This is a genomic window from Flavitalea antarctica (assembly GCF_054461535.1).
Map to the genome: position 1 here is coordinate 41,906 of NZ_JBTLQG010000009.1, position 13,450 is coordinate 55,355.

Below are 13,450 nucleotides of genomic sequence, written 5' to 3' on the forward strand. Positions count from 1 at the left end.
CTCTTTTCTATGATGACCCCTACGAAGCTTCTTGCTTTTGCATTTATAACCACTTTATCTGCTAACGTAACCGCGCAAACGCTTTTTACTTATGGCACCACTGCGGTTAGCAAAGAAGAGTTTCTCAAAGCCTATTCAAAAAATAATGCCGGTCAACCCGGTACGCCTCAGTCGTATCGCGAATATCTTGACCTATACACAAAATTTAAAGTAAAAGTAAAGGCAGCAAAAGATCTTCGTCTCGATACCTTAAGCAGTCAGAAAGCGGAACTACAGGGTTTCAAGTCACAGGTAGCGGAAAGCTATATGAATGATGACGCAACCACCAACCAGCTGGTAAGGGAAGCATTTGAAAGAGGAAGGAAAGAAATACACCTGGCACATATCTATGTTCCGGTTTCCCAGGAAGCCAACGAAACTGACCTGGCTGCCGCGAACAACAGGATAAGGTCTGCTTATGACAGGCTCACTAAAGGTGAATCATTTGAAGCTGTGGCCTTGTCGGTTTCGGCTGATCCTTCGGTTCAGTCAAACAAGGGAGATGTAGGCTACATCACCGCGCTATCGCTTAGCTATGAGTTGGAAAATCTTGCTTACAGCACTGCTGCAGGTGAGTTTTCAAAACCATATAAAGGCAAAACCGGTTTTCATATTTTCAAAAACCTGGGTGAAAGGCCAGCCTCGGGAAGAATGCGGGCGGCACAGATCTTATTGGCATTTACACCAGGTGCAACAGAAGAACAGAAACAACAGCAAAAAAAACTAGCCGATTCATTATACAATGTCATACAATCAGGTGGTGACTTTAAAACACTTGCCGCACGGTTCAGTAACGACAATCTCAGTTATCAGTCAGGCGGTGAGATGATGGAATTTGGTATAGGAAGATATGAACCGGCATTTGAGAATGCAGCCTATTCCCTCGCAAAAGATGGAGATGTATCGAAACCCGTTCTGACCTCTTTCGGTTATCACATCATCAGGCGCCTCGAACTGAAACCAGCCCCGGATTCTCTTCCTGAAGGCGCCAATTATGATGCGTTTAAGCAATTGGTTACGCAAAGCGATAGGATGGAGACCGCAAGACAGGCTCAGCTCTTAAGGATCAGGGAACAGCTCGGATTTAAAAAAGGAAGTTATAGCGAAGCTACACTCTGGCGTATCACTGATACCCTGATGAGGGGGCGCCCCCTGCCCGCAAATACCGGGCTGAATGCAAACACTATATTGTTTACATACAAGGATAAAAAAGTATTGCTGAAAGACTGGCAGGATCATATCGTTCGGTCCCTGAGCCTGAGATCTTCTTTAAGCCGCAAAGCGATGTTCCAGGAATTCGCTGACCAGAAGGTATTGGACTACTATCGCGAACACCTGGAAGAGTACAATAAGGATTTTGCTTTCCAGGTAAGCGAATTTAAGGAAGGCAACCTCCTTTTTGAAGTGATGCAACGTAAGATCTGGGACAAAGCTGCGGCGGACAGTATTGGTCTCCGGAAATATTTTGACAAATACAAGTCGAAATACAAATGGGAAGCCAGCGCAGACGCCATCATCTTCACATTCGCGAATGCAGAACAGGCTATGCAGATGCGGTCCCGGATAGACAGTAACTGGAAGGCATGGAGCACACTGCAGGAAACAAGCAATGGAAATATGCAGGCTGACTCTGCACGATTCGAACTATCTCAAATACCTGTTCCCGATCGGACAAACTTTCAGCCCGGACTGCTTACTGCAGATACAAAAAATGCAACTGATAACTCCGTCAGCTATAGTTATATCATCAGGATGTACCCCGCAAATGAGCAACGGAGTTTCGCTGCTGCAAGGGGTTTTGTTGTAAATGACTACCAGGCTTTCCTGGAAGAAAACTGGATAAAAGAACTGATGAAAAAATATCCGGTTAAAATAAATGAAGCTGTTCTGAGTTCCCTTTAACTGCGTTGTAAAAACAGTTAAACCAACTCTTTTACAACATTGCAGATAACCTTTGATTTTCCAAGTGTGTAATAATGCAGCACGGGAACCCTTTCTTTTTTCAATTCCTTTGACTGTTGTAACAGCCACTCTCCGCCAACCAATTCCACTTCGGCATCGGTTTTACATTTCATAACCTCGGTGATAAGTTCATTCGGCAGGTCAACATGAAATGTTCTTGGCAATACTGTCAATTGCTTTTTGCTCGTCAAAGGTTTCAGGCCCGGAATAATCGGGACCTCTATTCCCAGTTCCCGGCATCGCCTTACAAATTCAAAGTATTTTTTATTATCGAAGAACATCTGGGTAATGATGTATTCAGCACCGGCATCTACTTTTTCTTTCAGGTATGCCAGGTCGACATCCATATTCGGTGCCTCAAAATGTTTTTCAGGATAACCCGCAACGCCGATAGAGAAATTCGTTTTAAAACCATCGCGGATATCTTCTTCGAGATAAATACCGTTATTGAGGTTATTCACCTGTCGGAGCAATTCAAAGGCATTTCGGTTACCATCAATCTCAGGCTCGAAAACCGTTTCGTTTTTGGCGGCATCTCCACGAAGCACCAGCACATTATCGACACCAATAAAATTCAGGTCGATCAGCGCGTCTTCTGTTTCCCTTTTTGTAAACCCGCCACAAATCAGGTGGGGAACGGCATCTACTTTATAATGATGCATTATTGCTGCACAAATACCTACTGTACCGGGGCGTTTTCTAACCTCTACCTTTTCAAAGCTTCCATCAGCCTTCTTTTTAAACACGTGTTCACTGCGATGATAGGTGACGTTGATGAAAGAAGGTTTGAAGTCCATTAGCGGATCAAGATGATCGTATATTGAGTTGATGGTTTTTCCTTTCAGCGGTGGCAGGATCTCAAACGATACCAGCGTTCCTTTGGCCGCACGGATATGGTCAATAACTTTCATAAAAAGTTCATTAGCCTGCAAACATAATTGCTAAAGCCCATATGCACAAAAGATTGGATATTGCACAAACTCATATTTAACAATAAAAAACAGCCTTAAGGGTCGGCGCATTTACTTATTTTTGTCACTAAACAGGCAGTTATTTTGATCAGTGAAATTCGTGCATCAAACCTTATAAAGAGATACGGCAGCCGGACGGTGGTGAACCACGTTTCCGTTAATGTTAAACAAGGCGAAATAGTGGGTTTACTTGGCCCCAATGGTGCCGGTAAAACAACCACATTCTACATGGTTGTTGGCCTGATCAAACCTGACGAGGGACAGGTATTCCTGGATGACCGGGAAATTACCAAATTGCCGATGTACAAACGTGCGCAGCTTGGTATCGGATATCTTCCCCAGGAAGCATCAGTTTTCCGGAAACTGAGTGTCGAGGATAATCTGAAGGCAATCCTGGAAATGACCAAACTCACCCGGGGCGAACAAAAAATGAAACTGGAGGCCCTTCTGGACGAATTCCGTTTACATCATGTCCGCAAAAACAATGGTGACTCTTTGAGTGGTGGTGAACGCCGGCGTACCGAAATAGCACGGGCGCTGGTAGTGGATCCAAAATTTATTCTTCTTGATGAGCCATTTGCCGGTGTGGATCCGATTGCGGTCGAGGATATACAGGCAGTAGTTGCCCGTCTTAAATATAAAAATATCGGGATCCTCATAACGGATCACAACGTAAACGAAACTTTGTCTATCTGCGACAGAGCTTATTTATTGATTGAAGGAAAAATATTCAAACACGGTACTGCCGAAGAGCTCGCCGCGGACGAACAGGTAAGGCGTTTGTATCTTGGTCGTAATTTTGAACTGAAACGTAAAGACTATCTTCATGAAGAAGCCGGACGTGGTCAGGCATTTGAATCGGCTAGAGATAAGGAGTAATCAACCCATCCAGAGATTGGGTCATTTCCTGAATCATAAATTAACAAATTGAAACTTTTATCCCCGGCCATATCACAGCTTGCCCGTATGCGGCTCTGGCGCATCGAAGCCTGGAAAAACAATCCGGTGGATGCCCAGCGGGAAGTTTTGCAGGACCTCGTTACTTCGGCTCAATACACTGAATTCGGGAGAAAATACAATTTCTCGGAATTGTTCAACATCCGCAAGTTCAAACAGACCGTTCCCATTCACGATTACGAGGATATCAAGCCCTATATCCAGCGCATCATGAACGGTGAGGAAAACATCCTATGGAACACACCCATCAACTGGTTCGCCAAGAGCAGCGGCACTACCAGTGATAAAAGCAAATTCATTCCCATTTCAGAAGAGAGCCTCCAGGATGGTCATTTCAAAGCCGCAAAGGATGTGCTGACCATGTATTATAATTTCAACCCGGACTCCGACCTGCTCACGGGCAAGGGCCTGGTTATCGGTGGAAGTCATACGATCAGCCAGGTTAATGAAGAAGTGCATTACGGTGATCTCAGCGCGGTTCTCTTACAAAATTCGCCCATCTGGGCGGGGTGGATAAAAACGCCCGAACTCAGCATTGCCCTCATGGATGAATGGGAAGGGAAAATTGAGTTGCTCGCACAAAATACCATCCGCGAGAATGTGACTTCCATATCGGGGGTGCCTACCTGGACACTGGTATTGTTTCGCCGGATACTTGAGATAACCGGCAAAGCAACCATCGCCGAAGTTTGGCCAAGCCTTGAACTTTATATGCACGGCGGGGTTTCGTTTACCCCTTACCGTGACCAGTTTCGTAAATTGATAGGGAAAGACATAAATTATCTCGAAAGCTACAACGCAAGCGAAGGTTTTTTTGCAGCACAGGATAATCCTGCCGAAGAAGGTATGTTACTTTTCACGGATCATGGTATTTTTATGGAGTTTATGCCGATTGAAGAATACGGCAAAGAGAAACCCGAGACAATCGGACTGAACGATGTGGAACTTGGAAAAAATTACGCGCTGATCATAAGTACGAATGGCGGATTGTGGCGATATTTATTGGGAGACACTATACAGTTCACCGCTTTACAGCCATTTAAGGTCAAAGTGAGCGGAAGACTCAAGCATTATATCAACGCGTTTGGCGAAGAAGTGATTGTTGATAATACCGACCACGCAATAGCAGTTGCGTGTCAGAAGACCGGTGCAATTGTAAACGATTATACTGCCGCTCCGGTGTATTTCAGTGATGGTGCAAATGGCGCACATGAATGGTTGATAGAATTTGAAAACGAACCGGCTGATATCGAACAATTCACAGCCGAACTCGACGCAGCGCTCAAAGATGTGAACAGCGATTATGAAGCGAAGCGTTATAAGGATATTGCACTAAGAATGCTGGTGCTACGGCCGCTCAGGAAAGGCGTATTTAACGAATGGCTGAAGAGTAAGGGGAAACTTGGCGGACAGCATAAAGTGCCCCGGCTGAGCAACGAAAGGACCTGGCTCGAAGAAATTCTCAGTCTTAATCATTGATTGCAAGCACAGATTTGTATCCATCATCTTTTCATAAGAAACAGGCAACAAAACCTTATCCGGTAAAAGCAACATCATGAAATTATTAGAAAACAAAGTAGTCGTTATAACGGGCGCGGCCCGGGGAATTGGTGAAGCCATCGCATTAAAACTGGCTGAACACGGTGCACATGTTGCATTTAGTTATGTCAGTGACAGCAGTTCAGACAAAGCAGCGGCCCTCGAGCAAAAGTTGAAGGCATTCGGAATAAACGCGAAAGGATATAAAAGCAATGCGTCAGACTTCGGCGCCGCTGAGTCTTTTATTACCAGCGTTTCCCAGGAGTTTGGTACCATTGATGTCTGCGTTAATAACGCCGGCGTGTCCCGGGACAACCTGCTACTGAGAATGACGCCCGAGCAATGGGACGAGGTCATGAACGTGAACCTCAAAAGTGTTTACAACATAACAAAGCAGGTGATCAGGCCGATGATGAAGGCAAAAAAAGGGTCCATTATCAATATGAGCTCCATCATTGGTATGCGTGGTAATGCAGGGCAGAGCAGCTATGCTGCGAGCAAAGCGGGCATCATTGGCTTTACAAAGTCGATTGCGCACGAACTGGGAAGTCGGAACATACGCTGTAATGCTATTGCCCCCGGATTTATTGAAACAGATATGACCAGCTATCTGCAGGATGGGGAAGCTTCAAAAAAGTTCCTGGAAAAAATTCCCCTTGGCCGTTTTGGAAAAGCCGAAGAGATTGCGGATACCACCTTATTCCTTGCATCCGACATGAGCACCTATATCACCGGCCAGGTACTCAGTGCGTGCGGAGGTTTGAATATCTGATATTTGGCCGTTACACACATAAAGCTTTTGATATTTAAAGGAGATGTCACATCCTGAAAGGACAACGCAACCGGCAGGCTCGCGGGAAGAAAATCTTCTTCCATATCAACATACCCTGTTGATGCAGGCTCCTGTTGCTATCGCTGTAGTCAGGATTCCGGATTTCAGGATTGATATGGTGAACGAGCGGATGCTTGAACTATGCAACAAGTCCAGGGCCGAGATCTTGAACAAACCGATATTTGAAGTAAATCCTTCGCTGAAAACGCAAGGTGTCGACTTGTTGATGCAACAGGTGATCAATGACGGAAAGGGAATTGTGATTCCGGAAATTCCTGTAACGCTAAGGCGGCAAAATGTTGATGTAACTATTTATCTGAAGGTCGTTTACGAGCCGTTAAGAGAAAACGATAACAGTATATCTGGTCTGTTGATAACTGCTCTTGAAATCACTGACCAGGTAACTGAGCGGAAAAAAATTGAAGCAGAACGTAAGTTATTGGAGGAAAGCGAGGAAAGATCCAGGTTGGCCATTGAGGCAACCGAGATGGGAACTTTCGACTGGGATCTTAAAACAGGTGAATTCAAATATTCAGAAAGACTCCGGGAGATTTTTGGAGGTGAACCGGGAAAAGACTTTAAGCACGACGACCTGATTAAACTGATCCATCCCGACGATCTCGCTATACGTAACCAGTCGGTTCAGAATTGTTTTGTTACCGGCTCACTGAAATACCAGATAAGACTGATCTGGCCAAACAAGACGGTGCATTGGGTCAGTGTTTATGGAAAGATATCTTATGATGGAAATCATCAGCCCGTAAAAATGTATGGAACGGCGGTGGACATATCGCGTGAACGCAATTATCAGCGGGCCATCGAAGAGAGTGAAGAAAAGTTCCGCACGCTGGCAAACTTTCTTCCCACCTTTATCTGGACAACAGACAGATACGGAAAGCTTACTTATTTCAATCATGCGATAACAGAGTTTACAGGGCTTTCTGAATCTGAGATAAGACAGGGCGGATGGTTCCAGTTACTTCACCCGGAAGACCGGGCCGTAAGCATAAGGAGATTGGAAAAAGCGATCCAGTCAGGAACTGATTTCCAGGCAGAGTTGCGTTTCAAAAACAGGGAAGGTGAATACAGGTGGCAGATGGGCCGTTCCGTTGCACTGAAAGGCGATGATGGACAAATCCAGATGTGGATTGGCACCAGCGTAGATATCCATGATCAGAAAATGATGGCCGAAGAACTGGAGAAACGGGTTGCCAGGAGAACAGCTGAATTGAAACAGGCTAATGACGAACTTATGAGGGCAAACCAGGATCTTGAACAGTTTGCCTATGTATCGAGCCATGACTTGCAGGAACCACTCCGAAAGATCCTGACCTTTAGTGATCTTGTCTTAAAGAAGATCGCCAGCGATCAGGAGGAAGTGAGGTTGCACCTTGAAAAAATAAATGCATCTGCCGGGCGAATGTCGGTGCTTATCACCGACCTGCTTAATTATTCCAAAGTCAGTAAGGCGGATGATAAATATGTTCCTATCAACCTGGATAAAGTACTCGAAGATATCCGGAATGATTTTGAAGTACTGATCGCCCAGAAGCAAGCCGTTATTAAGGCTAACAATCTCCCGGTAGTAAAGGGCATACCCATCCAGATAAACCAGTTGTTTTATAATTTAATAAGCAACGCTCTTAAGTTCTCACAGGATAAACCAGTGATCACGATTACGGCAAGGGAAGTTGCCGGTTCAAACCTGCTACCTGAAATTCCATTACCCGCCACCAGGGATTATATCGAACTGGTTTTCCAGGATAATGGTATTGGGTTTGAACAAATTTATGCTTCACAGATATTTACTATTTTCCAACGGCTCAATAACCGGGCGAATTATAGCGGAACCGGTATAGGCCTGGCTATATGTAAGAAAATAGTCGAAAATCATGGGGGTTATATTTTCGCAACAAGTGAACTTAACAAGGGAGCAACATTCACAGTATATCTCAGCAGATAATTAGCGCGGGAGTCAGCCTCAAATCTTCGGCACCGCGGCAAGACCCTTCCATAGATGCAAGCAGGCATATGTCCGGTACGGACTCCATTTCCTGGCCTTTTTTATCATAGCCTCTCTGAATTTCTTTTTATCCGAATTATCGAGTTTATAAAAACGGATCATGGCATTCTGGATACCAAGATCATCAACTGCGAACACATCTTCGCGCCCGAGGGCAAACATCAATAACATTTCAACTGTCCATCTACCCACTCCCTTGATCTCAGTTAAATAGGTTATCACTTCTTCATCCGGCATTACTGCTAATTTTTCGTTCTCCATTCCACGCTCGGCTGCAAATTTTGCTACATTATGTATATAAGAGCATTTGGCATTTGAAAGACCGATACCACGAAGGGTAGCCAAAGGGGTTGCGAGAATCTCATGCGGAGTTGGCTCTTTGCCGTTATACAAAGCCAGGAAACGCTGATTGATGATAGCTGCAACTTTTATTGATAGCTGCTGGCTCATGATTGAACTGCAGAGATACAGGCAAATATTGGTTTTGGGACTTAATTGCACTGCTCCGTGTTCGCCGATAAGCCGGCTCATTACTTTTTCCTTTGCAAAATGTTTTGTGTAGCTCATTGATGTCAGTACTTGATACCTGTTACGGCAAATCTAAAGATATCGTTCATAAGATTCAATCAGATCCTCGTTAACTTTGCAGACGTTATGACAACATCTGGAACCGATAAGGCAGTCGAACAATCACAACACGATGTCCACGCTGAAGCAGCCAGGGGTGGAGATAAAGAGTTGTTATTGACAAAAGACGGATCGCATACTGTGATTATTCCTTCCCTTGATGTTACTTACAGGTCTAGGCATGGTGCGATCCAGGAATCTATGCATGTGTTCATTGATGCAGGTTTAAAATACAAGTGGTCAACCGACCCACAATTTGCGACTGACACCACAAGACCGATCCGGATTTTTGAACTTGGGTTTGGCACCGGGCTAAGCGCTTTGCTGACTGCCAAAGAAGCAACCGCTGCCCAACGCAGCATTTCATATACTACAATCGAGCCCGAGCCTCTTGAGCCCGCGATGGCGCGCCGGCTCAATTACGAAGATGGTCCCGGGGATCTGCAAAAAATGCATGAAGCCGAATGGGGCACACGGGTTCGCATCAATCCTTACTTCCTGTTCACGAAATATAAATTAACACTGGCAGACTTCAATCCTGATACTGCACGGCTCAACAGTGATGAACACGGATCCGGCTATGACCTCATTTATTTTGATGCTTTTGGTCCACTGACCGCTCCCGGGCTATGGTCGGCTGAGAGTTTCACAAAAATTGTTTCACTGATGAAACAGGGTGCGGTACTCACCACCTATTGTTCAAAAAGTGTAGTTCGAAAAACCATGATGAGCAGCGGACTGAATGTTAAAAAGATCCAGGGTCCTTATGGCAAACGTGAAATGGTAAGAGCAACAAAATAACTGAAGATCACATTCATGCACTTAAGCGAGGCTATAGCTCATGGCGCTTAACCGAAGCTATAGCTCATGCTTCCGTCTTTTTCATCTTTCAATATAATTCCCAGCGCGGATAGCTGTTTCCTGATCTTATCAGATGTTGCATAATCTTTCTTCGACTTTGCTTCTTTACGGATCTCAATAAGTAGTTCCACCACACCCGTAAGTTTGCCTTCGTTTTTGCCGGATTCGTCTTTCAATCCAAAAACATTTTCCAGGTAAGCCCTGAAATAGTCCTGGAATCTCCTGATGGTGTTGGCAGAAAATGTAGCTAGGGAAATGTGTTTGTCTTTTATACCGTTAATCACATGCACCAGGTCAAACATATTGGCAAGTACCCTTGAGGTATGGAAATCATCGTTCATGAATTCGTCCATCTCATTCAACAGTGTCATCACCTTAGTGTCCTGTTCCGCATCAAATCCTGCAGAAGACGAATTTTGGGATTCGTCTTCTGCGGGATTGAATCCCATCAGTACCTGGTAAGCTTCCCACATACGCCGGAAACCTTTTTCCGCCGCCTGCAGCGCCTCATTGCTGAAATCCAGTGTACTGCGATAATGTGTCTGCAGCATAAAAAAGCGGACGGTCATCGGCGAATAAGCCCTTTCCAGCAAAGGGTGATCCCCCGTAAATAGTTGATGCGGGAGAAAACCGTTGCCCGCGCTTTTACTCATCCGTGCACCGTTCACAGTAAGCATATTTGTATGCAACCAGTAATTAACAGGACTTGTGTGGTAACATGCCTGCGACTGCGCAATCTCATTGGTGTGATGGGTAGCCGCCAGGTCCATTCCGCCACCGTGTATATCGAATTGTTTACCGAGATATTTTTCACTCATTGCGGAACACTCAATATGCCATCCGGGGAATCCTGTTCCCCAGGGCGATGGCCATTGCATCAGGTGTTCCGGTTTTGCCTTTATCCAGAGAGCAAAATCGAGGCGGCCTCTTTTCTCGTCCTGGCCGCCGAGCTCTCTTGTGCCCTCAAGCATATCTTCCAGCTTCCTGTTTGTGAGAATACCATAAGGTTTTTCCTTGTTGTATTTCTCAACATCAAAATAAACGGTACCATTCACTTCATATGCATAACCATTTTTCAGGATCTTCTGCACCATCTCAATCTGCTCTATGATATGTCCGGTAGCTGTGGGTTCGATGGTTGGCGGAAGCGCATTAAACATCTCCATTGTCTTGTGGAAACCAAGGCTGTACTTCTGTACGATTTCCATAGGTTCCAGCTTTTCGAGCCGCGCTTTTTTTGAGAATTTATCATCACCTTCATCACGGTCTCCTTCCAGGTGACCGGCATCCGTGATGTTGCGCACATAACGGACCTTATATCCGAGGTGGGTAAGATAACGGTAGATGATATCGAATGAAATAAATGTACGGCAGTTTCCAAGATGCACGTCGCTGTAAACGGTAGGTCCGCAAACATACATACCAACGTAACCAGGGGTTATCGGCTGAAATATCTCTTTCTTCCTGCTTAATGAATTATATACGGTCAGTTCGCTCATTTTCAAATATCAATGTTTATCATCCATCACCCATTCTTTCAAAACTTTACAAAAATAGCTGTCCACCTGCAAACATCACTCACCATTTAGCTGGAAATCAGCAATAATCGGATAGTGATCAGAAAAGGGGAGAACCCTGCGGTCGAATTGCAGCACTTCCAGACGTTTGTCCGCAATAATATAGTCAATTCTTAACGTTGGTGAGATATGAGAAAATGTTCGGCCGAGCCCCCAGCCTTTTTCATGGAAGGCGTCTACGCGATTTTTCCTGAGGCGGAAATATGTATATGAATTCGGGATGTCGTTGAAATCGCCGGCAACAATCTCGGGGTGAGGACTTGCATCCATCGCAGCTGCAACCTTGTCTGCCTGTTCGCTGCGGAACCGGTACGCTGCCCTTAGTTTTTTTGCAATCGATTTTGAGGCGATGAGAACACTATCCCTGACTGCGCGCCTGCTGCTTACGTGTACATATTCTTCCTGACCTATCCTGTTTGACTGGAGGTGGGTCGTGAAAATGCGGAGGGTTTTGCCGTTGATGGCGATGTCGGCAGCGAGCAGGCTTTCCGCGCTCATCGATGAGATATGCCCTTTGTACCTTATCCTGAAACTATCGGTAATAGGATGCTTTGAAAAAATGGCCACCCCCATCGTGTATTCGCCCTGGTCCTGGATATAATCTTCGCTCACAAAAGAATACGGATAGCCGATCTCTTTCATGAGGTCGAATACCGTAACCATTTTTTTCGGAGGTAACCGGTCCTTCACAAATTCCTGCAGGCACAAAATATCAGGGTTCTGTTCCCTGATGAAATCCAGCATCTGCCTTCTCAGGCCCGGGCCTTGTTTCGGATCCTCAAAATAGCCGAACTGATGAACGTTCCACGACAAAAGCCGGACAGAATTAGGCCTTTTTTCAGCACTGAATCCTGAATTAAAATTCGTTCCCACCAATGCACTGATATTGGAATAGCCTATGATCAGTGCGACAAGGGATAGTAGTGCCCAGCGCGATCTTGCCAACAGCCAGCCGACTATAAAACCAAGGTGGACGACGATCATGAAGGGAAAAAACAATCCAAGTATGGCAATGAACCACCATTCACCCGGATTGATGTACATATTGATACAGGCCAGTAAAAAGAAAACGACCGCCAGTATATTCAGAAAGATAAAAAGCCGCCTGGTAAACTTTGCAAAAAAAGACATAGAGTATTGTTAAGCATCATCATCGGCAGCACGCTTGAGGATATCTTTTTCCTCCTCTGTCAGATATCGGTATCCCTGTTGATTAATTTTATCAAGGATATCGTCTATTCGTTTTTGTGTGATGTTTGGAATTTTTTTATAAGGTTCAGTGCCTTTTACGGAGTAATGAAAATCACGTTTTGCTGTTTTTTTCCAGTTCTTTTTGTCGGGATTGAACAGGTTACTTATCCAATAGAAAAACTTGTTAACCGGGCTGCTCCAGTCATTCCCTTTCTTTAACTGGACGGTAAAAATATAACCGATTATCGCGCCGCCGATATGTGCAATATGTCCACCGCTATTATCGGACGAGATCATCGCGACATCGACAATGATATAGATCAGGGTAATAACCCAGAGCGGTATACCGCCGTTGATCATTGGGAATATCCTGTAACCCGGCGCCAGCACTGTTGTGGCGATGGCGATGGCCATTGCACCTGCGGAAGCTCCAACCACTGTTGCAATGGGCATATTAACACGAAGGCCGGGGAAGATATTATAGCTGAGCAGGAACAGCAGTCCTCCCGCTACCCCGCCATACAAAAACAAGGGAATGATCTTGCCATTACCACTCAGATCCTGGAGAATGTAGCCAAATATCCAGATCCAGATCACGTTTCCGAGCATATGCCATACACCATCGTGCATAAACATATAGGTGATCAGTGTCCAGGGTCTGCGGGCAAGTGTACCCAGATCGGCCGGAAGACTGAACCAGCTGAAGATATTTTCATAATACTGTGCAAGCGGAATTCCGGATAGATAAAATCCAACTCTTAGGAAAATAAAGAGGCAAAATACGGTCGCAAGGATCGCAAGCAACAGCACAAGAGTATTACCGTCCTGGCCCAGCGTCATTTTCCTCTTGAAGCGATTATCCATCAACACA

11 protein-coding genes are annotated in these 13,450 nt (G+C 45.2%); 6 read left to right on the top strand and 5 right to left on the bottom strand.

Annotated elements, in window-relative coordinates:
* Window positions 1-9 precede the first annotated feature (9 nt).
* Window positions 10-1,941, top strand: a complete 1,932-nt coding sequence (locus tag ACX0G7_RS10935; RefSeq protein ID WP_458923505.1) for a peptidylprolyl isomerase — start codon at window positions 10-12, stop codon at window positions 1,939-1,941.
* 17 nt (window positions 1,942-1,958) lie between these two features.
* On the opposite strand, the gene ACX0G7_RS10940 is transcribed toward ACX0G7_RS10935, so the two are convergent.
* Window positions 1,959-2,912, bottom strand: a complete 954-nt coding sequence (locus ACX0G7_RS10940; RefSeq protein ID WP_458923506.1) for a methylenetetrahydrofolate reductase — start codon at window positions 2,910-2,912, stop codon at window positions 1,959-1,961.
* A 144-nt stretch (window positions 2,913-3,056) separates the two neighbouring features.
* On the opposite strand from ACX0G7_RS10940, the gene lptB reads away from it, so the two are divergent.
* The 4 genes from lptB to ACX0G7_RS10960 all read left to right on the top strand — a co-directional run bounded on the left by lptB (window position 3,057) and on the right by ACX0G7_RS10960 (window position 8,263).
* Window positions 3,057-3,851 (top strand): LPS export ABC transporter ATP-binding protein, encoded by a 795-nt coding sequence (gene lptB, locus ACX0G7_RS10945; protein WP_458923507.1) that lies wholly within the window; start codon window positions 3,057-3,059, stop codon window positions 3,849-3,851.
* Window positions 3,852-3,899: 48 nt separating this feature from the next.
* Complete coding sequence (locus ACX0G7_RS10950) at window positions 3,900-5,408, top strand: GH3 auxin-responsive promoter family protein (RefSeq protein WP_458923508.1); 1,509 nt, start codon at window positions 3,900-3,902, stop codon at window positions 5,406-5,408.
* A gap of 76 nt (window positions 5,409-5,484) precedes the next feature.
* Entirely contained in the window at window positions 5,485-6,240 is a 756-nt protein-coding gene (gene fabG, locus ACX0G7_RS10955; RefSeq protein WP_458923509.1) for a 3-oxoacyl-[acyl-carrier-protein] reductase, read from the top strand.
* A 43-nt stretch (window positions 6,241-6,283) separates the two neighbouring features.
* Window positions 6,284-8,263, top strand: a complete 1,980-nt coding sequence (locus tag ACX0G7_RS10960; RefSeq protein WP_458923510.1) for a sensor histidine kinase — start codon at window positions 6,284-6,286, stop codon at window positions 8,261-8,263.
* An 18-nt stretch (window positions 8,264-8,281) separates the two neighbouring features.
* Here the strand turns inward: ACX0G7_RS10960 and ACX0G7_RS10965 are convergent, their stop codons facing one another.
* Window positions 8,282-8,890, bottom strand: coding sequence for a DNA-3-methyladenine glycosylase family protein (locus ACX0G7_RS10965; protein ID WP_458923511.1), 609 nt, complete (start codon window positions 8,888-8,890; stop codon window positions 8,282-8,284).
* A gap of 87 nt (window positions 8,891-8,977) precedes the next feature.
* Between ACX0G7_RS10965 and mnmD the strand changes: the two genes are divergently transcribed.
* Window positions 8,978-9,751 carry a tRNA (5-methylaminomethyl-2-thiouridine)(34)-methyltransferase MnmD gene (mnmD, locus tag ACX0G7_RS10970; RefSeq protein ID WP_458923512.1) on the top strand — a complete coding sequence of 258 codons (774 nt, stop codon included), beginning with the start codon at window positions 8,978-8,980 and terminating at the stop codon, window positions 9,749-9,751.
* Between the two features lie 47 nt (window positions 9,752-9,798).
* On the opposite strand, the gene cysS is transcribed toward mnmD, so the two are convergent.
* The 3 genes from cysS to ACX0G7_RS10985 form a co-directional block, all read right to left on the bottom strand.
* On the bottom strand, window positions 9,799-11,310 hold the full coding sequence (cysS, locus tag ACX0G7_RS10975) for a cysteine--tRNA ligase (RefSeq protein ID WP_458923513.1): 1,512 nt from the start codon (window positions 11,308-11,310) through the stop codon (window positions 9,799-9,801).
* A gap of 75 nt (window positions 11,311-11,385) precedes the next feature.
* Complete coding sequence (locus ACX0G7_RS10980) at window positions 11,386-12,519, bottom strand: endonuclease/exonuclease/phosphatase family protein (protein WP_458923514.1); 1,134 nt, start codon at window positions 12,517-12,519, stop codon at window positions 11,386-11,388.
* Window positions 12,520-12,528: 9 nt separating this feature from the next.
* On the bottom strand, window positions 12,529-13,443 hold the full coding sequence (locus ACX0G7_RS10985) for a rhomboid family intramembrane serine protease (RefSeq protein ID WP_458923515.1): 915 nt from the start codon (window positions 13,441-13,443) through the stop codon (window positions 12,529-12,531).
* Window positions 13,444-13,450 lie beyond the last annotated feature (7 nt).

Bases quoted from the DNA above. Each gene is read 5' to 3' on its own strand.
- ACX0G7_RS10980 (WP_458923514.1), bottom strand. From the start codon at position 12,519: ATGTCTTTTTTTGCAAAGTTTACCAGGCGGCTTTTTATCTTTCTGAAT.
- ACX0G7_RS10960 (WP_458923510.1), top strand. From the start codon at position 6,284: ATGTCACATCCTGAAAGGACAACGCAACCGGCAGGCTCGCGGGAAGAA.
- cysS (WP_458923513.1), bottom strand. From the start codon at position 11,310: ATGAGCGAACTGACCGTATATAATTCATTAAGCAGGAAGAAAGAGATA.
- ACX0G7_RS10935 (WP_458923505.1), top strand. From the start codon at position 10: ATGATGACCCCTACGAAGCTTCTTGCTTTTGCATTTATAACCACTTTA.
- ACX0G7_RS10965 (WP_458923511.1), bottom strand. From the start codon at position 8,890: ATGAGCTACACAAAACATTTTGCAAAGGAAAAAGTAATGAGCCGGCTT.
- fabG (WP_458923509.1), top strand. From the start codon at position 5,485: ATGAAATTATTAGAAAACAAAGTAGTCGTTATAACGGGCGCGGCCCGG.
- mnmD (WP_458923512.1), top strand. From the start codon at position 8,978: ATGACAACATCTGGAACCGATAAGGCAGTCGAACAATCACAACACGAT.
- ACX0G7_RS10940 (WP_458923506.1), bottom strand. From the start codon at position 2,912: ATGAAAGTTATTGACCATATCCGTGCGGCCAAAGGAACGCTGGTATCG.
- ACX0G7_RS10985 (WP_458923515.1), bottom strand. From the start codon at position 13,443: ATGGATAATCGCTTCAAGAGGAAAATGACGCTGGGCCAGGACGGTAAT.